Origin of the sequence: Actinophytocola xinjiangensis (assembly GCF_001921215.1) — a bacterium.
Lineage (GTDB): Bacteria > Actinomycetota > Actinomycetes > Mycobacteriales > Pseudonocardiaceae > Actinophytocola > Actinophytocola xinjiangensis.
Genome location: NZ_MSIF01000010.1, coordinates 108,374 through 131,656, shown reverse-complemented (window position 1 = coordinate 131,656; position 23,283 = coordinate 108,374). Strand labels below are relative to the sequence as shown.

General features: G+C 72.4%; 21 protein-coding genes. 7 read left to right on the top strand and 14 right to left on the bottom strand.

Annotated features, from left to right (window positions below; translation table 11 throughout):
- Positions 1 to 21: 21 nt before the first annotated feature.
- Genes BLA60_RS21075 through BLA60_RS21065 form a run of 3 tightly spaced genes read right to left on the bottom strand, consistent with a single transcriptional unit; the run spans position 22 to position 5,206 of the window.
- Positions 22 to 3,594 (bottom strand): S8 family peptidase, encoded by a 3,573-nt coding sequence (locus BLA60_RS21075; RefSeq protein ID WP_075134671.1) that lies wholly within the window; start codon positions 3,592 to 3,594, stop codon positions 22 to 24.
- 2 nt (positions 3,595 to 3,596) lie between these two features.
- Positions 3,597 to 4,709 (bottom strand): hypothetical protein, encoded by a 1,113-nt coding sequence (locus tag BLA60_RS21070; protein WP_075134670.1) that lies wholly within the window; start codon positions 4,707 to 4,709, stop codon positions 3,597 to 3,599.
- Positions 4,706 to 5,206: an RNA polymerase sigma factor gene (locus BLA60_RS21065; protein ID WP_075134669.1), complete on the bottom strand. Its 501-nt coding sequence runs from the start codon at positions 5,204 to 5,206 to the stop codon at positions 4,706 to 4,708. Before BLA60_RS21065 ends, BLA60_RS21070 begins: the two co-directional genes overlap by 4 nt.
- A gap of 121 nt (positions 5,207 to 5,327) precedes the next feature.
- Between BLA60_RS21065 and BLA60_RS21060 the strand changes: the two genes are divergently transcribed.
- A complete protein-coding gene (locus BLA60_RS21060) occupies positions 5,328 to 6,179 on the top strand; it encodes a hypothetical protein (RefSeq protein WP_154814491.1) in 852 nt (283 codons plus the stop codon).
- A gap of 43 nt (positions 6,180 to 6,222) precedes the next feature.
- Here BLA60_RS21060 and BLA60_RS21055 read toward each other — a convergent pair whose 3' ends face one another.
- On the bottom strand, positions 6,223 to 9,897 hold the full coding sequence (locus tag BLA60_RS21055; RefSeq protein WP_154814490.1) for a S8 family serine peptidase: 3,675 nt from the start codon (positions 9,895 to 9,897) through the stop codon (positions 6,223 to 6,225).
- Positions 9,898 to 10,000: 103 nt separating this feature from the next.
- Positions 10,001 to 11,170, bottom strand: coding sequence for a vWA domain-containing protein (locus BLA60_RS21050; protein ID WP_154814489.1), 1,170 nt, complete (start codon positions 11,168 to 11,170; stop codon positions 10,001 to 10,003).
- A 101-nt stretch (positions 11,171 to 11,271) separates the two neighbouring features.
- Between BLA60_RS21050 and BLA60_RS21045 the strand changes: the two genes are divergently transcribed.
- Positions 11,272 to 11,604 carry a PadR family transcriptional regulator gene (locus BLA60_RS21045; RefSeq protein ID WP_075134665.1) on the top strand — a complete coding sequence of 111 codons (333 nt, stop codon included), beginning with the start codon at positions 11,272 to 11,274 and terminating at the stop codon, positions 11,602 to 11,604.
- The gene (locus BLA60_RS21040; RefSeq protein WP_075134664.1) at positions 11,601 to 12,692 is read left to right on the top strand and encodes a hypothetical protein; all 1,092 of its coding nucleotides are present in this window, start codon (positions 11,601 to 11,603) and stop codon (positions 12,690 to 12,692) included. Before BLA60_RS21045 ends, BLA60_RS21040 begins: the two co-directional genes overlap by 4 nt.
- Here the strand turns inward: BLA60_RS21040 and BLA60_RS21035 are convergent.
- Both BLA60_RS21035 and BLA60_RS21030 read right to left on the bottom strand, forming a co-directional pair.
- The gene (locus tag BLA60_RS21035; RefSeq protein WP_075134663.1) at positions 12,649 to 14,556 is read right to left on the bottom strand and encodes a sensor histidine kinase; all 1,908 of its coding nucleotides are present in this window, start codon (positions 14,554 to 14,556) and stop codon (positions 12,649 to 12,651) included. The two genes, BLA60_RS21040 and BLA60_RS21035, sit on opposite strands and share 44 nt — an antisense overlap.
- On the bottom strand, positions 14,540 to 15,247 hold the full coding sequence (locus BLA60_RS21030; RefSeq protein ID WP_075134662.1) for a response regulator transcription factor: 708 nt from the start codon (positions 15,245 to 15,247) through the stop codon (positions 14,540 to 14,542). Before BLA60_RS21030 ends, BLA60_RS21035 begins: the two co-directional genes overlap by 17 nt.
- Before the next feature lie 140 nt (positions 15,248 to 15,387).
- Between BLA60_RS21030 and BLA60_RS21025 the strand changes: the two genes are divergently transcribed.
- The 3 genes from BLA60_RS21025 to BLA60_RS21015 all read left to right on the top strand — a co-directional run bounded on the left by BLA60_RS21025 (position 15,388) and on the right by BLA60_RS21015 (position 17,446).
- Complete coding sequence (locus BLA60_RS21025; protein ID WP_075134661.1) at positions 15,388 to 15,780, top strand: hypothetical protein; 393 nt, start codon at positions 15,388 to 15,390, stop codon at positions 15,778 to 15,780.
- 32 nt (positions 15,781 to 15,812) lie between these two features.
- Positions 15,813 to 16,418: a class F sortase gene (locus tag BLA60_RS21020; RefSeq protein ID WP_245812080.1), complete on the top strand. Its 606-nt coding sequence runs from the start codon at positions 15,813 to 15,815 to the stop codon at positions 16,416 to 16,418.
- Positions 16,419 to 16,549: 131 nt separating this feature from the next.
- A complete protein-coding gene (locus BLA60_RS21015; RefSeq protein ID WP_075134659.1) occupies positions 16,550 to 17,446 on the top strand; it encodes a glycoside hydrolase family 19 protein in 897 nt (298 codons plus the stop codon).
- 3 nt (positions 17,447 to 17,449) lie between these two features.
- Here BLA60_RS21015 and BLA60_RS21010 read toward each other — a convergent pair whose 3' ends face one another.
- A complete protein-coding gene (locus BLA60_RS21010; protein WP_075134658.1) occupies positions 17,450 to 18,367 on the bottom strand; it encodes a hypothetical protein in 918 nt (305 codons plus the stop codon).
- A 50-nt stretch (positions 18,368 to 18,417) separates the two neighbouring features.
- On the opposite strand from BLA60_RS21010, the gene BLA60_RS21005 reads away from it, so the two are divergent.
- Positions 18,418 to 18,855: a hypothetical protein gene (locus BLA60_RS21005; RefSeq protein WP_075134657.1), complete on the top strand. Its 438-nt coding sequence runs from the start codon at positions 18,418 to 18,420 to the stop codon at positions 18,853 to 18,855.
- Positions 18,856 to 19,239: 384 nt separating this feature from the next.
- Here BLA60_RS21005 and cas2e read toward each other — a convergent pair whose 3' ends face one another.
- From cas2e to casB, 6 genes are read right to left on the bottom strand one after another with little or no spacing between them, the layout of a single operon-like run.
- Positions 19,240 to 19,581, bottom strand: coding sequence for a type I-E CRISPR-associated endoribonuclease Cas2e (gene cas2e / locus BLA60_RS43455; protein WP_075134656.1), 342 nt, complete (start codon positions 19,579 to 19,581; stop codon positions 19,240 to 19,242).
- Positions 19,487 to 20,179, bottom strand: a complete 693-nt coding sequence (cas1e, locus tag BLA60_RS42295) for a type I-E CRISPR-associated endonuclease Cas1e (RefSeq protein WP_154814487.1) — start codon at positions 20,177 to 20,179, stop codon at positions 19,487 to 19,489. The genes cas2e and cas1e overlap by 95 nt, the downstream gene beginning before the upstream one ends.
- Positions 20,179 to 20,832 (bottom strand): type I-E CRISPR-associated protein Cas6/Cse3/CasE, encoded by a 654-nt coding sequence (gene cas6e / locus BLA60_RS20990; protein ID WP_075134655.1) that lies wholly within the window; start codon positions 20,830 to 20,832, stop codon positions 20,179 to 20,181. Before cas6e ends, cas1e begins: the two co-directional genes overlap by 1 nt.
- The gene (gene cas5e / locus BLA60_RS20985) at positions 20,832 to 21,536 is read right to left on the bottom strand and encodes a type I-E CRISPR-associated protein Cas5/CasD (RefSeq protein WP_075134654.1); all 705 of its coding nucleotides are present in this window, start codon (positions 21,534 to 21,536) and stop codon (positions 20,832 to 20,834) included. Before cas5e ends, cas6e begins: the two co-directional genes overlap by 1 nt.
- Positions 21,533 to 22,657 (bottom strand): type I-E CRISPR-associated protein Cas7/Cse4/CasC, encoded by a 1,125-nt coding sequence (cas7e, locus tag BLA60_RS20980; RefSeq protein WP_075134653.1) that lies wholly within the window; start codon positions 22,655 to 22,657, stop codon positions 21,533 to 21,535. Before cas7e ends, cas5e begins: the two co-directional genes overlap by 4 nt.
- Positions 22,654 to 23,283, bottom strand: coding sequence for a type I-E CRISPR-associated protein Cse2/CasB (casB, locus tag BLA60_RS20975; RefSeq protein WP_075134652.1), 630 nt, complete (start codon positions 23,281 to 23,283; stop codon positions 22,654 to 22,656). The genes cas7e and casB overlap by 4 nt, the downstream gene beginning before the upstream one ends.

Here is a 23,283-nt window from a genome sequence, read left to right as displayed (position 1 = left end):
AGTCAAGGACGGGAGCGGTTGTCAGCCCGTATGCGGTTCCCGATACACCGCCGATACGGCGTAGGCCCGAACCAGGGTCTCGGTCAGGGTGTTACCGGCGGTGTCGGTGGCGGTGGTGCGCAACGAGGCGAACCGGGCGGTCGGCGCACCGGCCGGAACGCGCACCGTCCAGCCCGCGCCAGCCGGGGTGACCCGGGCGCGCCGCCAGGTGGCGCCGTCGTCGTAGGAGACCTCGGTGGTGACGGCGACGACCGGGGAACCGCCGGCCTGGTGGCCGACGCGCACCGAACCGGTGAGGTCCCTGGCGGACGGGGCCGCGTTGGTCAGGTCCAGCGGCAGGTCGTACTCGATGTCCAGCAGGGGCAGGGGAACCGGGGTCGCGGTGGTGGCCGAGGTGAAGGTCCAGCGGTCGGTGACCCGGGTCGCCAGCGGCCAGTACGGCAGGCGGTGGCTGGCGTCGATCGTCAGCTCGTAGCGGCCCCGGCCCGGTGGCAGGTCGAAGGCGGCCAGGCCGGGCACGTCGTTGTGGCCGACGCGGCGGCCGTCGCGGGTCAGGGTGGTGGTGCCGGTGTCGGTGGTGGGGTCGTAGCGGCCGTAGCGGCCCGCGCCGCCGCTGTTGGTGAACATCGGCAGGTCGACGGTGAGCTTGTCGCCCGAGCGCACGGCCCGGGGGGTCGCGGTCGCCAGGGCCGGGCCGTAGGGGGCCTTCATCCAGTTCATCGTCAGCCGTTCGCCGGGGTCGAACTCGCGGGGGTCGCTGGACTGCCAGCCGGTTGACTTCTCGCCCCAGTCCGCGACGGTGTCGAAGGCGACCTCCACGCCAGGGGTGACGTGCAGGGTGGTGCGCGCCGGTGGGCGTAGCTCCGTGGCGACCGCGTCCAGGTAGCCACGGTCGGTCAGGAACGACGTCCAGAGCGGCACCGACGAGCCGGGGGCGGCCGGGGTGTACATCGCCAGGTCCACGGTGGCCATCCGGGCGCGGTGGTCGGACCAGGTGACGCCGTGGGGCAGGGCACCCTCGATCTGGTGGTGGGTGACGTAGGCGCGTTCGCTGTTCAGTGTTCCACGCACGCGCAGTGTCGCCGGACCGTCGGCGAGGATCTCCCGTAGTTCCAGGGTTTCCAGGTAGTACGCGGACAGGGTGCCGGGGACTTGCGGGGTCATCCCGAAGTAGTCGGCCTCGCCGGTGATCACCAGGGCGGCGCCCGCCTCGCGAAGCGCCGCCGCGCGGGCCTGGGCCTGCTCCGGCGAGGTGTCCCCCGGCGGGGTGTACAGGGCGATGGCACCCGACACCGGTACCGGTTCGTCGGCCGGGCCGACGTCGACCAGCGGCGCGGTGAGGTCGCCGGTGAACTCGACCGGGTCCGGGTCCCGCAGGGACAGCTCGCGGCCGGTGCCGACCACCGTGGTGGACAGCACCGGGTCCTGCCAGGACGCCACGTCGTCCAGACGCAGACCCTCGATCCGCTCGCTGGGCAACAGCAGCACGTCGTGCAGGTTGAAGGTGAACAGGCCGATGCCCTGCGGGTGGCCGTCGCCGGTCGGGGGCAGGGCCAGGTCGATCCCGGTCGTCCCGCCGACCTGGCGCGACCGAGGGTCGTCGACCGTGCGGGTGACCTCGCCGGCCGTCCGGCCGTCCAGGACGAGGGTCGTGCCGGCGGCGGTGACGTCGACGACCTCGGCGAACATCGTGCTGTTGGTGATCAGGTACTCGCCGGTGTCGCCCAGCGGCACACCGCCGTTCACCTCCCCGACCACCCGGTACCGGCCCGCCGGCAGCGGCACCGGCGTCGGCTGGCCGGCGTCGGTCCAGATCAGGAACTGCTCGCCGGTCCGTTCGTGCTGGGCGATGGCGAACGCGCTGAGTTGCTCGTCGTCGGCGGCGGTCGCGGTGATGGTGAGCGTGCCGGGCTCCGAGGCGATCGACACGCCGAGCGCGGTGACGACCCCGGCGGCGGTCAGCCGGCCGCTGAACAGGCCTGGCTCACCCCGCACGGACACGGTCAGCGGTGCGCTGCCCCCGGCGGGAACGGTGAGCGTGCGCGGTTCGACGGTGACCAGACCGGGTGCCGGGCGGCCGTCGCGGTCGGTGACGGTGACCGCCGGGGTCAGGGTCACCGGGCGGGGGCCGTCGTTGCGGTAGGTCAGGGTCTGGCGGCCGGACCCGGCGAAGCTGAGGCTGCCCCGGTCGGCCACCAGCGTCGCCCGGTCGGCGGCGTCGACGTCCAGCCGGCCCGCGCCGGTCGTGAACACGCCGCCGAGCGGCTTCGCGGAACCCATGAGCGCGGCCTTGAGCCGGTCGGCCCGCCAGTCGGGGTGGCTGGCGGCCAGGATCGCCGCCGCGCCGGTGACGTGCGGGGTCGCCATCGACGTCCCCGACAGCCGCGCGTGGTGCTCGCTGACCGACACCTCGGCCAGGGTGCCGGCCGCCCGCGCCGCCACGATGTCGGCCCCCGGCGCGGCGAGGTCCGGCTTCACCGCGTGGTCCCCCATCCTGGGGCCACGACTGGAGAACGGCGACGGAACGTCCTGTGTGGACACCGAGCCGACGGCCAGTGCCGCGTCCGCCGCCGCCGGGGTGGACACCGTCGACCCGGCACCGTCGTTGCCGGCGGCCACCACGAACAGCACACCGGTCCGCGCGGTCAGCTCGTTCACGGCCGTGGACAACGGATCGGTGCCGTCGGTCGGGCCGGCGCCCAGGCTCAGGTTCACCGCGCTGACCCGCTGGTCCACCGCCCACGCCATGCCGTCGAGGATCGCCGAGTCCGGGCACCAGCCCTCGTCGACGCACACCTTGCCGACCACCAGGTCGGCCTCCGGCGCGACCCCCCGGTACCGCCCGCCCGCTCCGGCCACGATCGACGCGACGTGCGTGCCGTGCCCGTTGCCGTCGGCCGTGCCGGCCGGGTTGCCGGTGAAGTCCTTGTCCGCCACCACTGTCCCGGCCAGGTCCGGGTGGTCGCGGTCGTAGCCGGTGTCCAGCACGGCGACCCGCGCGCCCTTGCCGGTGTGCCCGCGCCGCCACGCGGCGGGCGCGCCGACCCGCGGCACGCTCCGGTCGAGACTGATCCGCGCCCGCCCGTCCAGCCACACCCGGGTGTCGGACTCCCTGACCGAGCGCCAGAACGCCGCCGTGGTCGCCGTCGGCTGCCGCACGGCCGTCATGTCCAGTGCCGGCAGGTCCCTGGCGACCCGCGCCCCGGCCGCCGGTCCCCGCACGATCAGCGGCAGGTCCGTCCGGTGGGCGTCGTGGTAGCCCATCGCCACCAGGCCGGTGACGTCGAACAGCCGCTCGTCCAGGCGGCCGGAGCGCACCGGTTCGACGGCGTCGCCGGGGTAGACGAACACCCGGCCGTCGCGGGTGGCGGTGAGGTGGCCGATCCGGTCCCGACCCGGACCGGGCCGCACTCCCGCCACCCGCAACGCCGCCCCCCGGCCGGCGGTGACCACCTGGTCGCCGGTGATCAGCGTGACCGTCGAGCGCGCCGGGGCGGCACCGGCCGGCGGCGTGACCGGTGGTGCGGCCGATGCCGGCGGTGCCGGTAACACGACGGCCAGGACCGCGAGCAGAACCAGTGGTGTTCGCTTCATGGTCACTCCCCCACGGGAAAGATGTCGGTGCCCGGCGGGATGACCGGTGCGGTGTTGACCCAGCCGATCCGCTCCACGGTCTGGGTGAGGATGGCGGTGCCGGCCGGCAGTTCCCGCACCTCGCCGCCCGGCTCGGCCAGGGCGTAGCGCCACTCCCGCAGCGCGCCGGTCTCCGGGTCGATGATCACCTGCCAGTCGAGCAGGGCGTCCTTGACGGTGTAGCTCCAGCCGCCGCGTGTCTGCCGGGAGATGCCGACCGTGCCGGGGATCCCGGTGTCGGCCATGACGTGGAAGCCCGGCAGGTCGGCGAGCAGTTCGTAGGCGGCCGCCCGCGTTCCCGGGGTCGTGGGCAGGGAGCCGTCGAGCAGCGACATGGTCTCCCACATGAGCCAGTCGGTCTCGTCGCCGGACCCGCCGTTGCGGTAGCGCTCCAGCAGCCACGACCGGAGCCGCGCGCCGTCGGTCGGCAGCGCCAGCAGGTCCTCGATCGTGCTCTCCAGCCCGCCGATCCAGTACGTGACCGGCCCTGAGGACACGGTCGCGCTCGGCGGCTGCGACGAGGGCAGCGACGGGGCGGGCGAGGCGCCGGGGGCCGGCTCGGCGTCCGGGATCCCCACCGGCCGACCGGCCTTCTCCCACACGACGCGGTCCTGTTCGGACAGCGGCCTGGTGACGATGTCCACCCCGGTCAGGTCGACCGAGTCGTCGGCGCCGGTGAGCGAGGACCACCGCTGCTGGCCGGTGTCCAGCGACACCAGGTAGCGGCCGTGGTCGCGGCCCGGCCACATGGCCTCGACGGTGGTGGTGCGCGAGCGGGCGTGCCAGTACCGCCCGGTGACCGGGTCCGGGGCCTTCGCCGCGGCGGCGGCCGCCAGCAACACCCGCCGGGGCGACTCGTCCGGCCCGTTCACCGACGACACCAGCACCGCCGCGACCACGGCGGCCACCGCCGCCGGCACCAGCAGCCGCCGCGAGCGCATCCGCGTGGCCGCCGGCCGGGGCTGGTCGAACACGGCCCGAAGGTCACGTTCCCGCCGGACGGGGTCGATCGGATCGTCCGGACGGGGCAGGAAATCCGGTCGGGTGCCCTTCACCAGGTCGGAGGTGCGCGTCATGAGATCTCCTGTGACAGCCGGGAGAGTGGACGGGAGGTGTTCGCCGGCGCCATGGCCGCGCGCAGCCGGCGGCGGGCGCGGTGCACCCGGACCAGCAGGGTCGCCGTGGAACAGCGCAGGACCGCGGCGGCCTCGCTGTTGGTCAGCCCGTGCCAGGCGAGCAGGGTGAGCAGTTCGCGGTCGTCGTCGCCGAGTTCGGCCAGCGCCCGCAACGCGGTCGCCCGCTCGACGACGTCCTCGGCGATGTCCCCGGCGACGTCCGTGGCCGGGGCGTTGCCGAGTTCGGCGCACAGGTCGCGCAGCCGGCGGTCGGCGCGGTAGCGCTCCCGGATGAGGTTGCGCGCGATCCCGAACAGCCAGGGCAACTCCCGCGACGGCGCGTCCCCCAGCCGCCGCCAGGCGACCAGGAACGTCTCGCTGACGATCTCCTCGGCACTGGGCCGGTTGAGATAGCCGAGGGCGTAGCCGAGGAGACGCTGGTAGCTCTCGTCATACATCCGCCGCAGCCGTTCCTCCGCGTCGATGGCCGACCTCCTCGTTCGGGTGCGTTCACCAGGTAGTGGTCCGCAACGCCCGATCCTTACCGGCTGCGGTGGGCCAGTTCCCTATGCTTGCCCCGTGGCCTCGATCCGCACGGGAGTCAGGTCTGGGGTGTTCGCCGTGCTGGGCGGACGGGAGTACGCCGGCCGGCCGGTGCGCGAGAACGGCACGGTCCTGGTCAGGTCCGGCGCGGTGGTGAACCCGGATCCGTCCCGGTTCACCTGGAACGAGCGGGTCGGCGAGTGGCACGCCCGGCTGCCGGCCACCGAGTTGGACCGGCTCTACCAGGCCAACACCTACGCCACGTACCGGGGCCACCGGGTGAACATCACCGCCGTCGACGACACGGGTTCGGCCACCGTCTACTTCGCCGACCGGGACGGGTCGTGGGCGGAGGAGAACGGGTTCGCGCAGGTCGACAAGTACGTGTGGCTGCGGCAGGTGCCCGTGTGGGAGCTGCGCGAGGTGTACGAGTGCCAGAGCGACCTGCTGTTTCCGGTGGCGGGACAGCGGCCAAGGGCGGGCTTGTTCGCGACGGTCGGCGGGCGGGAGTACCGCGCGGAGTCGCTGCCCGACCGTGGGGTGATCACGCTGGTCAGTGACGCGGCGGCCAACCCGGACCCGGAACTGTTCGAGGCCGGCGCGGGCGGGCGGTGGCGGGCGGAGGTCCTGGTCGAGCAGTGCGAACGGCTCGACGAGGTCACCACGCACGGGCTCTACCGGGGCCACGAGTGCCAGGTGGTGGCCATCGAGGCGGACGGGGCGACCGGCCTGTACTACCTCGGTCCGGACAAGTCACGGGCCGCCCGGGACGGGTTCGTCCAGACCGAGCCGGGCGTGTGGGCGCGCACGGTCGACGTGTTCGACGTGGCCCGGCTCTGGGAGCGGCACACCGATCTGCTGTTCGCCGCGACCTACGGCACGGCCTGACGGGGTCGCGGCGGCACGGGCGGGCCGCCGCGACCCCGGTTCGTCAGCCGATCCGGTAGGCGCGGACGATCGTCTGCGTCATCCGGTTTCCGTCCACGTCGGACACGGTGGACCGCAGCGACGCGTATCCGCTGGCGGGGTGGCGCACGGTCACCCGCCACCGGTCCTTGCCGCGGGTGACCTCGGCGCGTTGCCAGGTCGCGCCGTCGTCGTAGGAGACCTCGACCGACAGGGACCTGATCCTGGCCGGGCCGTCCTGACGTTCGGCGTGGGCGGCGAAGCTGAACGTGCGGTCGCCGGGTGCGCTGTTGTGCAGGTCGACCGCCGGGTCGAACCGTGTGGTCAGCATCGGCAGCGCCGAGCCCTCACCGGCCGACGACGACCGGAACGCCCACTCCGCGCTGACCACTGTGGACTGCGTCCAGCCCGCGTCGTCGCGTCGTGCGTCGGCCACCACGCGGTAGGCCGCGTCGTCGGCCGGCACCGGGTACTCGGCGAACTCGGTCACCGGGACCGTGCCCAGTTCGGTGCCCTCCCGGTACACGGTCAGCGAGCCGGTGGCGCTGGTCAGCGAGTCGGGCCGGCGTGGCCGGCCGGCCGAGTCCCCGTACATCGGCAGCGAGACGACGATCTTGCCGTCGTCGCGCCAGCCCCACGGGTGCGGCGCCTCGCCCAGGTAGTTCTGCGTCAGGCCGCGCAGGGTGGGACCGATCACCGCCTTGTTCCAGGCGATCCGGGACGGCTGGTCCACGGTGAGCGTCGCCCGGTCGGACAGGTCGCTCGGGCCGCCGGTCCAGAGCAGGTCCCAGTCGCCCGGGGTGAAGTACTCCGTGCGTTCCCGCTGCGCGGTGGTGAACCCGATCCACCCGGTGCCGACGCTGGTGCCGAACAGCGTGGGGTAGGCGGCGAAGCCGGCCAGGTTCGGCGCGCTGTCGTGGTAGGACGAGCGCAGGGTCGCCAGGTCCTCGGTCCTCGGCCGGTAGGTGAGCGGGCCGGTGACCTGCCGCTGGGCGCTGTGCGCGAGCTCGTAGCGCAGGTCGGTGGAGGGCCGGCTGGCGTACTCGACGGTGGTCTCGCCGCGTTCGGCCAGCTCCACCAGCCGCGCCACGGTGCCGTTGCCGGTGCCGAACAGGGTCGGCGCCGGCTCGCCGTCGACCGGTTCGCTGGTCGCGGCCGGCGGCGCCGCACCCGTGTCCAGGAAGCGGACCACCGCCAGCGTGCCGCCGGCCTTGGCGATGTTCACACTCCGGCGCAGCCACTCGGCGCGGCCGATCATCGGGTCGTACTCGATGGCCACGATCTTGCCGGTGGCGTCGATCCCGGCGAGGTCCTCCTCGGTGCCAGAGCCGCCGTGGACGAGGGTGAACGTGCCGTCCTCCGCCGGTGGCTCGTCGATCAGCTGCTCCAGCTTGACGGCGAACGGCTCGCCGTCGTCGGCCAGCATCTCCAGCCTCGGCTGGATGGCCCGGCGGGCGTGGGTGATGACGTAGGTGTCGGACGACGTGCCGGGCAGGGTCGCGGCGAACAGCCGCACGAACCGGGCGTCGACGTCGCTGTAGAGCCCGTACGGGCAGTCGCACGCGTCCACGGTGGACAGCACGCGCAGTTCGTGCGTGCCGCCGTTGGCGTCCGGGTCGTCCGGTTCGGCGGTGACGGGCTGGCCGATCCTGGCGTCGAAGACCTGGGTGAGGTCCTGGTCCAGGGTCAGTTCCGGGTGGCTGATCATCGCGCCGGTCGGTTCGCCGCCCGGGACGTCGGTCATGATCCACGCGTGCACGGCGTAGCGGCCGCCCGGCAGGCTGATCGTCTGGCCGGAGGCGGCGACGGTTTCCTCGCCGGTGTCCAGGTTGTAGAGGTAGGCCGCCGACCGCTGGTCCACCTGGCCGCCGTCGCGGCCGACCAGGGTGGGGGTGAAGGCGTGCCGCTGTTCCTGCTGGTACACCGAGATCGCCGTGCGGGTGCGCACGGTCCCGTCGTCGGCGACGAGCACCCCGGTGTGGATCCCGGTGTGCCCGTCCTGCCCGGTGACGACCAGGTCGACCGACGCGTTGCCGCCAGCCGGAACGGTGACACTGTCCTCGGCAAGCGCCACCAGTCCGGCGGGTGCCGGCTCGCCGGCGTCGTCGACCAGGGCGGCCTCCAACGCCAGGGTGACCGGCGCGTCCCCGGAGTTCGTCCAGGTCACCGTGCGCCGCTCGACCGCTCCGGCGTTGGGCCACGGCAGATACGCCGACACCGCCCCGGTGGCGATGACGGACGTGGCGCTCGCCCGATCCAGGTCGAGGCGCCCCGCACCGACCTGCGACACGGTCGCCCCGGGCACCTCAGCGGCACTGGACACCAGCGCCGACTTCAGCTCCTGGACGGACCAGTCCGGATGCTGCTGGGCCAGCATTGCCGCAGCGGCGGCAACATGCGGAGCGGCCATCGACGTGCCGTCGAGCCGCTGGTACCCGTCCCCGACCGGCTCCCCGATCGGCTCGACACCCCCTGGCCGGGCGGCGACGATGGCACCGCCCGGCGCGCTGATCTCCGGCTTGACCGCGCCGTCGCCGAGCCGCGGTCCCCGACTGGAGAAGTCGCTCGGCGAGTCGGTCTTGGACACACTGCCCACCGACAACGCGTCATCCGCGGTTGCCGGTGAGCCGACCGACTGGTCCTGCCCGTAGTTCCCGGCGGCGATCACGAACAGCGTCCCGTACTCGCGGCTGAGCGTGTTCACCGCGATGGACATGGGGTCCTGCCCGTCGGTGGGTTGCCCACCGAGGCTCATGTTGACCACCTTCGCACCGGATTCGGCGGCGGCCCACCGCATTCCGGCGAGCACACCGTCGTCCGTGCCCCACCCGCTGTCGTCAAGCACCTTGCCGACCGCGAGCGAGACGTCCGGAGCCACCCCTCGGTAGCGCCCCTGCGACGCCGCCCCGGACCCGGTCACGATCGACGCGACGTGCGTCCCGTGCCCGTGTCCGTCCTCAACCCCACCGCCCCCGGTGAAGTCCTTGCTGACCACTGTCTTCCCCGCGAGATCGGGATGATCGGTGTCGATCCCGGTGTCCAGCACCGCGACCCGGACCCCGTCCCCGGTGGCGCCGCGTTCCCACGCGGCCGGCGCCCCCACCTGCGGCACACTCTGGTCCAGGGTGGCCCGAACCCGCTTGTTCAACCACACCCGCCGCACACCCGAGGCGCTGCGGGCGGCCGGCCGATCCAGCCCCTGGAAGAACCCGGACGTGGTGTTCTTGCCCTGGTCCAGGGCGGTGAGGTTGAACTCCGGCAGTGCCCGCCGCACCGTGGCACCGGCCGGGGCGGCGGTGCGCCCCGAGGTCTCCACCAGCAACGGCACGGCATTGGTGTGCGCGTCGTCGTAGCGCTGCCGAACCAGCCCACTGACGTTGAACAACTCCCGGTCCAGAATCCCGCGACCCACCAGCCCGGCCGCGTCCCCCGGGATGAGGTAACGATCCCCGCCATCCCACAGGTCCTGGTAGGGCACGGGATGGGGCCGGGGCGCCGGCTCGATCCGCAACGGATCGGACGGCCGGTCGCCCCACCACAGGACCCGGTCCCCACTGACCAACGTCACCGACACCGGCTCACCCAGGCCGGGGTTCGCGGCGGCCCGCTCCTGGGCCACCGCCCCCGGTGACACACCCGCCACCAGCACAGCGGCCAGTGCGGTCACCGCACCAACCACCCACAGTCTCCGTAGACCCACCACGTCTCCTTCACGTCGGAAATCCCTGTCCCCTAGAACTACGACGCTCCAGAACGCGTTGGCACGACGAGGAAACCCGTTCCCGATTGCTCCGTTCGGCCCATCACCCAGGCTCGGGATTGACCACGATCCGGCGCCACGCCACGTTGTTGTTGCTCCGGACGTTGAACGAGATCCCACTGCCCTCGGCGAACGCCATCGGATCCGATCCACTGACCCAGCGCACCAGGAAGCTCTGGTCAGCGACCACGCTCGCCCAGGGAAGGACAACGGTCTTCCCGCCGGCAGGCACGGACACCGGCACCGCACCGATCTGGGACCACTGCAACGGCCACTGTCCGTTCCCGTGGAACAACGACCGATAGAGCTTCAGCACACCAACGGACGTACCGCCGCCGGCGTTGCTCATCCGCACGTGAACGAACACACCGGTCCCCGGATCGGCCGTGACCTCGGCAGCCGGCGCACACCACACCTGGCCAGGACACAGACTGATATCCGGACTCTGTGAGGCCACCGCCCCCGGCTCGGCCCCCACATCCGCGACAGCGTCCCGGACGAAGGCGTCGGTCCGCCGGCAGGTGGTCACCACACCCGTGATCAGGTCCGCGATCTCCGTACCGGTCACCGAGATTCCACCGGTGGAGCCCGCGTACCCGGCCATCACCGCACCCACGGCGACCGGGTCGTCGGCGGGATTCGGCGGATGCACCGCGTGGATCCTGATCCCCCGGTCGAACGCGGCCTGCCCCGCCGCCTGCGCACTGGCAAGATCCGCGGGCCCGTGCAGGTCATCGAACCCACCGGGCAACGCGTCGGTCACGAGAACGACGGCCTTGGTCGCCTGCGACCGCCATCCGGCCGTGAACCCACCGCTCTGGTGCGGACGCACCCCCAACGTCCGCACCGCCGTGTGCACGGCCTCGTCCGAGGCCTCCGGCAGGTTGGTCCCCGTCGGCCCGGACAGTGTGGGCACCACCGTGTCGATGGCCGCCTTGTTCCCGGGGACGAACGCCGACCGCACCTGGACCTCGTTGTCGAACGTGATCAGCCCGATCCGGTAGTCACCCCCCGACGCCGTCTCGATCGCCGAGGTGACCCCGCCGATCCCCGCCTTGAGGTCGTCGAGTGCCGCGTCCATGCTGGCCGTGGTGTCCAGCACCAGCGCCACGTCCATCGGCCCGCAGTCGGCCGCCTGGGCCGTGGCCGCCGGCGGCGCGACGAGCCAGGCCGCGGCGACCACCACCGCCAGCACCGCTGATCTGCTGCGCATTCCTTGTCCCCCATGGGTTGTCGGTGCGATGTCATCCGAGTGTCGCCGCGTCCGCGGGGTCCGTGACGGCTATAGCTCGCCAGCCGATATATACTCCTCGCATGACGGTCAGTGAACAGGCGTTCTTCGTGCTCACGGCACTGGTCGACGAGCCCCGACACGGCTACGGGATCGTCCGCGAGGTGACCGACCTGTCCGACGGGCGGGTGCGCCTGCGGGTCGGCACCCTCTACGGCGTGCTCGACCGCCTGGTCACCGACGGCCTGGCCGAGCACGACCGCGAGGAGATCGCCAACGGCCGGCTGCGCCGCTACTACCGCCTCACCGACACCGGCCGGCAGCGCCTGGCCGACGAGGTCGACCGGCAGGCCGCCAACGCCCGCGTCGCCCGTGACCGGCTGCGGTCGTGGCACCGCGCGGAGGGCACGGCATGACCCCGCTCGAACGCCGCTACCGCCAGGTCCTGCGCCTGCTGCCCGCCGACCACCGCGCCCGGTGGGCCGACGACATGGTCGACACCTTCCTCCTCACCCGCGAATCCACCGCCCGCGAGCCCGACGCCCGCGTGCTCGACAACGCCGAATCCGACAACCCCCAGCCCGGCGACCCCGAGTCCACCAACGCCGGATCCGACAACGCCCTGTCCGACGCCCTGTCCGACGCCCTGTCCGACGACGAGTTCGATGCCGAGTACGGGTGGCCGGACTGGCGGGAGGTCGCGAGCGTCGCGGGCCTGGCCGTGCGGCTGCGTCTGGGCGGAGCCGGCGCGCCGGCCCGCTCGGTCGCCCGAGGGGAGGTCGTGCGGCACGTCGCCCTCGCCGGGCTGCTGGTGCACGCGGTCGCCTCGGTCGTCGCCGTGGTGTCGTTGGTGGTGGCGCAGGCCAGGTTCCCGACCTACCGGGTGTCCGATCTGGACACCGTGGAAGTCCTCGTCGGTCTGCTGTGGACGGTGTGTTACCTGACCCTGCTGGCCGGCCACCGGCGTGCCGCCGGCTGGCTCGGCGTGGCGGCACTGGCCCCGCTCGTGGCGATGACCGTGACCGACGTGGTCGCCGGTGGCCTGTCGGTCGCGAGCGCCGCCGGCCTGGTGCTGAGCGCCGCGCTGCCGGTGCTGGCCCTGGCCGCCTTCCACCGCGACGCCCCGCCGGTGCGGGCCAGGCCGTGGCTGGTCGCCCTGCCGGTGGGGATCGTGCTGGTGGCGGCGGTGGCGTTCGCCACCCAGACACCGGGCCCGGTTCCGCTGGACTGGCCGGGCATGCTCTGTGTCGCGGTGGTCGTCGCCGGTGTGGGCTGCCTCGCGACCGGCCGCGTCGGCCCGTGGACCGGTGCCCTGCCCGTCCTGGCGGTGGCCGTCCTCGCCGAGCGGGTCCTCACCCTCGTCGACTACGCCCGGTTCACCACCGCACAGGACCGGCCGGCGCTGCTGATCTCCCTGGGCGTGGCGCAGGCGGCCGCTCTGTTGCTCGTCACCGCCGCCCTCACGATCCGTCACCGATCGGCCGTGGCGGCAGGTGGATGGTGAACGTCGTCCCCACGTCCACCGCACTGCGCACCTGGATCCGGCCGCCGTGCGCCGCCACCAGGTGGTGGGTGATCGCCAACCCCAGCCCGCTGCCCCCGGACGCGCGGCTGCGCGAGCGGTCCGCCCGCCAGAACCGGTCGAACACGTGCGGCAGCGACGCCGCGTCGATCCCCGACCCGGTGTCGGCGACCTCGATCACCACCCCGTCCTCCTGGCGCGCCGACAACGTCACCCGGCCACCGGCCGGGGTGTGCCGCACGGCGTTGGACACCAGGTTGCCCAGCGCCTGACGCAGCCGCGTCGGGTCGGCCGACAGGTCGGGCTCGCCGGCGACGACGACCCGCAGTTCGACGGCCGAGGCGTTGGCCTGGCTCTGGTGGGCGGAGGCGACCTGCGCGAGGATCGACCGGACGTGCACCTGCTCGGGGTGCATCCGCAGCTTGCCGGCGTCGGCCAGCGCCAGGTCCTGCAGATCGTCGATGATGTGTTGGAGCAGCACGGTTTCCTCGACCAGCGAGGCGACCAGCGCCGGTTCCAGCTTCGCCATCCCGTCCTGGGAGGCTTCCAGCCAGCCCCGGATGTTCACCAGCGGGGTCCGCAGCTCGTGGGCGACGTCGCTGACCATGGTCCGGCGTTGCCGCTCGGCGGTCTCGATCTGCTCGGACATCCGGTTGAACGTGGCGGCCAGCTCGCCGATCTCGCCGCGCGCCCTGGTCCGCACGCGCGCGGACCGGTCGCCCTCGCCCATCTTGCGGGCGGCGGAGGTGATCGCGTGGATGGGCCGCACGAGCCGGGTCGCGGCGAGCGCGGTCACGCCGACGGTCAGCACCAGCACCGCCAGCGCGGTCCACGCGATCCGCGAGTAGCCCACCGTGGACAGGTCGACCGGGGCGGCCTTCCCGCCCGGCCGCGCGATGTACAGGTACGCGGGCTCGGACACGTGGGCGGCGAGCTGCTCACGGCGGGCGGAGTCGACACAGCGCTGGTCGTCGGGTGCCGGCCGGAGCTCGTCCGGGGAGGGCAGGTCGGCGACCTTGGGCAGCAGCGGCGCCTTGCCCTGCCGGTCCAGGCAGGCGTTGACCAGGGTCAGCAGCTCGGTGCTCGCCGCCTGCTCGGTCCTGGTCGCCGTGACCTGTTCGTCACAGCCCGGGGTCACGCCGGCATCGCCAGTCATCTTGGGGTCCCCCGGGATCGCCACGTCGTCGCCGGGGGGACGATCCGGTTCGGCCTGGGGTGCCTCCCGCTCCGCCACGCCCTCGGCCGGGGTGGTGTCGGCGACCGGCGCCTCCGGGACCGACTCCTCCCTCGGCGCGCCGGTGACCTCCTCGACGGCCAGGCGGCCGTTGGGTTTCTCGACGATCACGCCGTCGCGGCCGTACTTGCGCAGGCAGTCCAACCGCGACTGGGCGACCCGGCGCAGCTGGGCGCGTTCGACGGCGGGCAGCCGGTACGGGCCGACGGCGCGCGCGTCGATCCCGGCCTTGCCGGCGTCGGGCTTGAGCACCGGGTCGACCGCCAGCGGGTCGACCACGGCGGTCGGTGTGCTGGGCAGCGTGGTGTCGGTGCTGCCGCCGGAGTCGGCGATCACCTTCCGGGACGGGGTGGTCACGGTGATCCGCCGCCCGGTCTCCTCGGCGACGGTGTCCACCAGCGCGCGCACGCCGGCCCAGTCGGCGTGGGTCGCGGCGTGGCCGAGGAGCCGGTCGTAGATCTCGGCGTCGGTGGCCAACGACTCGCCGATCTCCTGGTTGATGGCCCCGGTGGTGCTCTGCGCGGCCAGCCACGCCGACGCGCCGACCGAGCAGCCGGCGACGACGACCGACATCGCCAGCAGCCGGGTGAGCAGGCTATGCCGTCGGGTCATCGGCGCCGCTGTCGCTGAGTTTGTAGCCGACCCCGTACACGGTCAGCAGGTGGACGGGGTTGCGCGGGTCGGGTTCGAGCTTGCGCCGCAGGTTCATCACGTGCACGTCCACGGTTCGTTCGGTGACGAACTTGTCCATGCCGAACGCCTGGCTGAGCAGCTGCCCCCGGCTGAAGGTGCGTCCAGGCTCGGCGACCAGCACCGCCAGCAGCCGGAACTCGGCCGGCGTGCAGTCCAGCGGGGCGCCGCGCAGCGTGACCTCGTGCCGCTGCTGGTCGACGACCAGGTCACCGGCGGTGAGCACCGGATGGGCCCGGTCGCCGGCGCGGTGCGAGCGGCGCAGCACGGCACGCACCCTGGCGGCGAGCTGGCGGGGACTGTAGGGCTTGGTGATGTAGTCGTCGGCGCCCAGGTCGAAGCCCAGCAGTACGTCGTCCTCGGTGGTGCGGGCGGTGAGCAGCACGATCGGCACGTCGGACTCGGCGCGCAGCACGCGGCACACGTCCAGCCCGTCGACCCGGGGCATCATCACGTCGAGGACCACCAGGTCGGGTCTGCGGCGGCGGGCCTCGTCGATGGCGGCCCGCCCGTCGTGCACGACGATCACCGTGTGGTTGTCGTGCACCAGGTAGCGCCGGATCAGCTCGGCCTGCTTGGGGTCGTCCTCGGCGACCAGTACCTGTGCGTACACCCCCGCAGTATCCCTGGTGGGCGTACCCGGGCCCGGAATCCGAACAGGTTCTTCATATTCGGCACACAGGATCCTGAAATCGGCTCGCCAGACTGGGCGCCGTCCGGCAGTCGCCGGAGACCCCTGAGGGAAGGACATCCATGAAGCTGGGCCGAGCCTTGGCCGCCGGAGCCGTGCTGTGGGCGGTGGCGCTGCCGCTGACCACGGGAACCGCGCTGGCCGACGAGACGCCATCCGCGCCGGTGGCGACCACGCCCGCCGAGGACCCGACGGCCGCGCCGAAGCCGCCCGCCCCGGGTGACGCCGAGCCGCCGGAGGCCGTGCCGGCCGAGGACGAGAAGGCCAGGGACGAGAAGCTCGAGGGCGCGAGTCCCCAGGTCAGGGAGCGCCCGGACGGCGCCCCGGAGACCGGCGGGGGACCCGTTGACTCCGGCACGGACCTGGCGGTGGCCGGTGGCGCCGCCGGTGCCGCGGTCGTCGCGGCCGGTGGGATCGTGCTGGCGCTGCGCCGTCGTCGCGCGGGCTCGCACTGATCGTGGGCTTGCGCACCTGGGGAGGCCGCGGCGTGGCCGCGGTCTCCCTGCTGCTCGCCGCCCTGACCGCCTGCTCGTCACCGACGCCGTCGCCGACGTCCGATTCCACCCCGCGCGAGGTGACCTCGACGTCCTCCGCGCCGGAGCAGACCACGGTCGCCGGTCTGCCGGCGTCGCGTCCACTGTGGATCGACGTGCCGGCGATCGCCACGCACTCGTCGTTGGTCCCGTTGGGCCTCAACGACGACCGCACGGTCGAGGTCCCGCCGGTGGAGCAGCCGATGCAGGCCGGCTGGTACGAGCACAGTCCGACGCCGGGCCAGACCGGCCCGTCGGTGGTGCTCGGCCACGTCAACGGCGGCGGCCAGGACGGCATCTTCGCCCGCCTGCACGAGCTGAAGCCGGGCGACGAGATCCGCGTCGGCCGCGAGGACGGCCAGGTGGCCCGATTCGTCGTGGACCGCACCGAGCAGATCCCGAAGAAGGAGTTCCCGGCCGACGCGGTCTACGGCAACACCGCCGAACCGGAACTACGCCTGATCACCTGCGGCGGCTCGTTCGACGACGACGCCGACAGCTACCGCGACAACATCATCGCCTTCGCCACCTTCGCGGGTGTCGACCAGGACCGGGGGTGAGGCGGGGGCGCGGCCGACGCCGCGCCCCCGACAGGCCATGGGTGGTCTGTACCATGCCTTGACTGGTTTAGACCAATCATGCTTGTCTGGTGACGTCAGCTCCGATCGTTCCCCTGCGCGAAGGAGTAACAATGGCGTTGCGTCGCATACTGGTCCTCGTCGCGGTGTTGGCGACCTCGGTGGTCCTGGGCACCCCGGCCTCGGCCGCCCCGCCCGCACCGGCACCGGCCGCCGCCTGCGACTATCCGGCCTGGCAGGCCGGCAGGCAGTACAACCCCGGCGACATCGTGCGCTACACCGACGGCAACTACTACATCACCGTGCACGCGAATCCCGGCTACGACCCGGTGATCAGCCACTGGTTCTGGGACCCGTACAGCTGTGACGGCGGCGGTGACCCCGACCCCGGCGGGTTCGTGGTCAGCGAGGCCCAGTTCAACCAGATGTTCCCGAGCCGGAACCCGTTCTACACCTACAGTGGTCTGCGGACCGCGATGAGCGCGTTCCCGGCGTTCGCGAACACCGGCAGCGACACGGTCCGGCGGCAGGAAGCGGCGGCGTTCCTGGCGAACGTGTCCCACGAGACCGGTGGCCTGGTGCACATCGTGGAGCAGAACCAGGACAACTACCCGCACTACTGCGACCCGAACCAGCCCTACGGTTGTCCGGCCGGGCAGGCGGCGTACTACGGGCGCGGCCCGATCCAGCTGAGCTGGAACTTCAACTACAACGCGGCCGGCAACGCGTTGGGCCTGCCGCTGCTGACCAACCCGTGGCTGGTGCAGAACGACGCGGCCGTGGCGTGGAAGACCGGGCTGTGGTACTGGATGACCCAGAGCGGGCCGGGCTCGATGTCGGGCCACACGGCGATGACCGGCGGGCACGGTTTCGGTCAGTCGATCCGCAGTATCAACGGTGCGCTGGAGTGCGACGGCGGCAACCCGGGCCAGGTCCAGAGCCGAGTGACGAAGTACCAGCAGTTCACCCAGCTGCTCGGGGTGTCCCCCGGCGGCAACCTGTACTGCTGAGGGTCAGCCCGGCCAGGGTGCGCTGGCCCGCCAGGTCTCGACGGTCGAGGACAGTCCCTCGACCAGCAGCGGGAGTTGGGGCACCAGCGCGAGGCAGGCGACCATCTGCAGGTCGCGCACACGTTCCATCGCCGACAGCACGCCGCGGTCGACCGTCCGTAGTCCCAGGTCGACCGCGGCGTCCTCGTACGCGGCGATCGCCTCCTCGCCGGTGTGCGCGAGGTCCCACTCGACCGGCGCGACCCCGACGTGCTCGTAGTCGGAGTACAGGGTGGTGTCACCGGTCTCGATCAGGTTGTAGAACGGCGCGTCCCCGTGCACCACCTGCACGGACACGCCTGGGAACATCGCGGCGAACCCCGCCGGCGACTCGACGGCCGGTGACAGCAGCCGCCACTCGGCGCGGGCCCGGGCCAGATCGTCGGCGGCCAGCAGGTCACTGCCTTCGAGGTCGTCGAAGGCGAGGTCGACGTACCCCCGCATGCCCGGGAAGAACCCGGTCTCGCCCGGGTAGCGGGCCAGCACCGAGTGCAGCCGGGCGACGTCGGGCATCCGCCGCACCGGGTCGTAGTCACTGGGAACGATATCGACGACCTTCTCCCAGAAGGTCATCGCGAACCCGTCCCGCACCACCGGCTCCGCCGGCACGAGCCCACTGGGCACCACGGTCGGCACCCCGACCGACGCCAACCACCGCGCCACGTCCAGCTCGGTGCGCTGGAACCCCGCCGACGAGGTACCTCGGGGCGTCACCACCGGCACCCGGGCGACGACGGGTGCGGGCGCGAGATCCACCACCACCGAGAACACGTCGTACACGACCTCTGCCTCGGAGGCGTCCAGCCCCAGCGCGGTCCCGGCGTCGACAGCGGCGTCCCGGGCCCGCCGCGAACGGGCGGCCCGCTGTTCCTCGGTGATCACGACAGCCACCCTAGGGTCGGTGTCGGGCCCGCGCAGGCTAGTTTCTCCCGGTGACTCTCCTCGACGACGTGGCCGCCCGGGACGGCGGCCGCTGCTGGGTGTGCGACGAGCCCGTCGACCTCGACAGATCGGTGAACGACCCGAGGGGCCCCAGCGTCGACAGCCGCACCACCGACCGCAAGGCCAAGGTGCCCGAACGACTCGCGCACCGCGCGTGCAACACCCGCAAGGGCGCGGTCAAGGTCGTCATCGCGTGGCCGGACCGTCTGCACGTGGTCGACCCCGCGCCGCTGATCACCGTGGCCACCAGACTGGAACGCAAAGGCGGCCGGGAAATGGTCGCCCGCTGCCCCACCAGGCAGGACGCCCAGGACGCGGCGGACTGGCTGGTCGACCGCTTCTCCCGCCTGGTCCCCGGCCTACCGGTGAACGCCAAGATCGAACCGGGCGGCGGTCAGTTCCTCGTCATCCTGGCCACCACCCGCTGACCGGGGTTCACCGCGCAACCAAAGCCCGTGCGACTCCCTGTCCTGGCGGGCCGGGTGGCGAACCGGTCCCGGGCAGCACCCGCCACGATCCGAGCAGACACCACCCCAACACGCGCCCTCAATTCAACAATCAGAGAATAAATTCCAAAGTGATGCCAGAACTGCCGAACCAGAGGTATCGTCCCAGCTCAAGAAGTGTCGTCCCCGCGCGAGCGGGGCTGGTCCCGCGGCGGACTCCGTGTACGGCACGGCCGGCGGGTCGTCCCCGCGCGAGCGGGGCTGGTTACGCCACCGCTGCGGAGGCCGTGAACGGGCGTAGACGCTCGTTTCGGCGCAGGCAGCCTGCCCGGAACGGCAGGAACCTCGGCATGCCGGCGAAGGGTTTCAGCTTCTCCCGTAGCGGCGCCGTTTGGCGGCATCGCTCCACCCGGTCTTCCGCACGACCGGAGCTCCACCGTCGGGACGGAGCATGAGGTGGAGGCCTTCGTGATCGACAGGTGTCCAGTCGTGGTTGTGGACGGCGAAGTCGAGACCTTGCTCATTGTCGGCGGAGAACACCATGATGGCGCGTCCGGTTTTGGCCATCTCGGTGACCCGCGTCCAGACCAGCGAGCGGACGCGAGCGGTGATCTCACCGACGAGCACCCCTGGCGATATCTCCATGAGCCACCGGGTGAGGTGTCCGCGCAGGCCGACGGGGCAGGCGGTGACGACGATGACGGTCATTGGCGTGCACCACACCGTAAAGGCTGGTGTTCGCGGCGGAAAGCGCTTTGTTGACCGGGGTTCCGTCGTCGAAGTTCATCGGGTCGTAGTCCCGGCCGTCCCATTCGACACCGGTGCGTTGGGAGTGTGCCCGGTACAGACGCCGGACTCGGGCTCCTTCGCGCCCACGGAGCTGCTGCATGGTCGATCCACTGACGTCCTCACCGGGAAACCGCATCGCATACATCCGCCGCGCGACCGTCAGGCGGGAGTTGCGGTTGGACACCAGTTCGGCCTGGCGTTCCAGCAGCCGCGAGGACTGGGTGAGGGTGCGGCCGTGCGCGTAGTACCGCACGCCGCGCTCACCGACCCACACCGCCGTGGAGCCGGACTCGGCGAGCAGGACCATCGCCTGTTGGCTGACGGTGGTGCCGGGGCCGAGCAGCAACGCGCCGAGCGTCGCCGCCGGCAGGTGCACGGTGCCCCGGGCGTCGCGGGCGGTGATCGCGTTGGAATCGCGGTGCACAACACAGTGTTCGAGGTACACGAAGCTCAACCGGTCCGACGCTCGGGTGAGTTGGCCGAGCGGGACGGGTTTGGCGCCCGGGATCTCGGGCATCAGCGGGCCAGCGTGAGCAGTCCGCAGCCGTAGCCCTTGGCGGGGCCGATCCCCCGGGTAAGCGCATTCCTCAGCGCGTCTGGATCGGTGACGGTCAGGCGTCCTTCGAAGGTCGCGGTGGCGATGCTGACCTGGCGGCCCTGGCGGGCGAACCGCACGATCTTGCGGTCACGCACGATCAGGTCGGGTTCCTTGTGGTCGCCGGTGACGATCGCGAAGCCGTGACGTTCGGCGCGACCGGTCAGCCATCCGTGCTGCTGGGCGGCGGTGACGTGCCCGAACCGCTGCGAACGTCCCGCACCCTCCTTACGTCCACTGTGGACAGGATTGGCGGTGAGCCGGAAGGCCCATTGCTCACCGGCGATGAGTCGGTCCAGCAGGCGCTGGTAGTCGCCGCTGCGCCAGGTGGTCTTGGTCGGCCAGCCCGCCTGTTCGACGAGGTGGGTCAGGTCGGGCCGGTGCGGGCTGGCCAGGTAGAGCAGTGTCTGGGTTCCGCGCTGGTCGACCCGCCACAGGATGCGGCCCGCGTCGGTGGGTTCGCGTTCCTCGGCGGTGAACGCCGCGAGCACCGCCGCGTGCATCCGTTGCGGCGAGGACAGCAGACTGCGCGCGCCCCGCCGGACGGGGTTGATCTCGAACTGCGTCAGGTACATCAGACAGCATCTCCGAGCAGGTCCATCGGATCGTGCGGGTCGGCGACCGGCTCGGCCGCCGGGTTGGGCACCGTCACCGGGTAGCGGATCACCGACCGCCACCCCCACTGGCGGTGGGCGGGGTCGAACGAGACCGGCACGTCGTGTACGAGTTCGCTGCCCGGAGTGCCGGGGTCGCAGTCGCGGTGGACGGTCAGTTCTGCCGTGGGCCCGGCCGCTCGCCGCACGGCGGGTGAGGCCAGCCACGGCAACGTTTCCAGGACGCTCTCCACGTCACCGTCGTGCAGACCGTGGTCGAGCCTGCCGGCGGGCGGGCAGGAACGACGCCCCAGGTACACGGGGAACACCGGGCGACGCAACGCCTCCCGCAGCCCGTCCAGCACCTCCACCGGCCCTTCGACGGCGACGGCGAACACCGCGTCGGCCAGGTAGTAGCGGTAGGACAACGGCATCACCTCGGACCCGTCACGGGATCGGGCCGTCTGGAAGTCACGCTCCACGCGGCCGTTCTGCTCGGTGCGGACCCAGATCCGCAGCCCCAGCAGTTGTTGCAGCGAGTCGGTGCGCCGCAGGCCCTGGGCGGCGGCGAGCATGCCGATCACCCCGCTGCGGCTCGGCGCACGGCCGGTGCCCCGGCGCACGAACCGGCTGCTCGTGCCCCACGACTGCAACGGCGCCGCCAGCCGCAGCACCAACGCGGTCACCGCACCGACCGCTCTGCGACCAGTTCTCCCACGCCTCCGACCAGGCCGTCCAGCGACACCGGGCTGGCGATCTCGGCGAGCAGTTCGCCACGCTCCCCCACCCCCACGGCCCACGCCGCGACCGGGGTCTCGTCGTAGGCGGCGTGCAGTTCGTCGGCGTGCCGGGCAAGCCGCGCCACCGCGCCGGTGACCCGCCCGCCCTTCTCGCCCTCGCGGATCGCCTCCTCGTAGGCGCCGGCGAGGTTGATCGGCTGGGTCTCGCGCGCCACGACCAGCACCGCGTCGGGCAGCGTACGGTTGGCGAAGGTGTTCTGCTTGCCGGTGGGCATGCTGGTGACGAAGGCGCGCACGAACGCCTCCACCGCGCGCCGCGTCGCCGTGGCGTCGCCGAGCGTGCCGTGCAGCCGGTCGACGTCGACGTTGGCGTACCGGTACAGGGTGGCGGAGTTGAACTCGACGGTGCCGATCATGCCGGCGCCGGCGTCCTCGGTCACGTCGGCGGCCTTGTGGTCGTCCACGGCGGTGAAGTAGTCGTACTCGTTGGCGACGGCGTGCACGCTGATCGCGTGCGCCACCTGCGCGGCCGCCTCGACATTGAGGTCGGGCAGGTTCGCCAGCATCCGCCCGAACAACGCCACGTCGACCGAGTGCTCCCGGTCGGCCCGCCCCCTGGCGGCGGCCTTGTCGATCTTCGGCGTCTCGTCACCGGCGGCCTCGACGGCGAGTTCGGCCAGCCCGTCGAGCTGGTGGTTGCTCAGGAACAGCAGGAACTCCGACTCCTCCGGGCCGTCCTTCTTGTTGCGCGGCGCCTTCAGCTTCACGCCGGCGGCACCGAGCACCGCCGTGGCCAGCTCGACCGCCCGCTCCGCCAGTTCCGGCGCGCGCTCGGTGATCCGCTCGGTCAGCAGCTCGACCACCTGCTTGGTGCGCACCCCCAGCTCCGAGCGGTCGAGCAGGTCGTCGAAGGCGTCCCTGGTCGCGCGCTTCCACGCCTGACTCGACACCCGGGCCCGCCGCACACCGCCGTAAACCGCACTTTTCGGACTACCCGTGTCGTCCCTGTTGATGTTGCTCGGCGGCACGGTCTGCACGACGTGGATGTCGATGATCGTTCGGTTCACTGCGCGGCGTCCTTCTGCTCGGCGTCGATCCTGCTGGTGCGGGGGAAGTGGTAGTCGCGCCCCCACCGGTTCTGCACCTGGGGAGCCCGGCCGGGCAGCTGCCAGACCCACAGGTCGCGGGCCAGCTGCCCGTAGTCGAACTGGACGTTCGCCGCTCGCATCAGCTGCACCAGTCCCCGCAGGTGGTGGGTCAGCTCGGCGAAGCTGTCGGCGGTGCCCAGGGCGGCGAACCGGCGCGCGACCGGCCCGTCCGACCGCGCGTCCTTGTCGAGCGCACGCACCGCGCTGCCGAACGGACGGCCCTGCACGTGGACCGCGCGACGCTGGGACTGCTGGTGCAGCGCGAAGAGTGTCATGGCGACATGCGCGGCGTTCTCGGCGTAGCTCGGCTCGTCCCGATGCCAGTCCCGGGCGAACTCCTCGGCGTGGGTGAACTCCAGGATGTCCAGGACGCTGCCCGCCGGCTTGCCCGCCCCCCGCCGCAGCCGCGCCAACGCGGCGACCGCCGAGGCGTCGTCACGCAGGTACCCACCCTGCAACTGGGTGACCCGCGCGCCGACGATGACCGCGATCGGCCGGTCGGCGCCCGGCTCGGTGTCCGCGTCTGGTGTGGTCCTCGTGGTCAC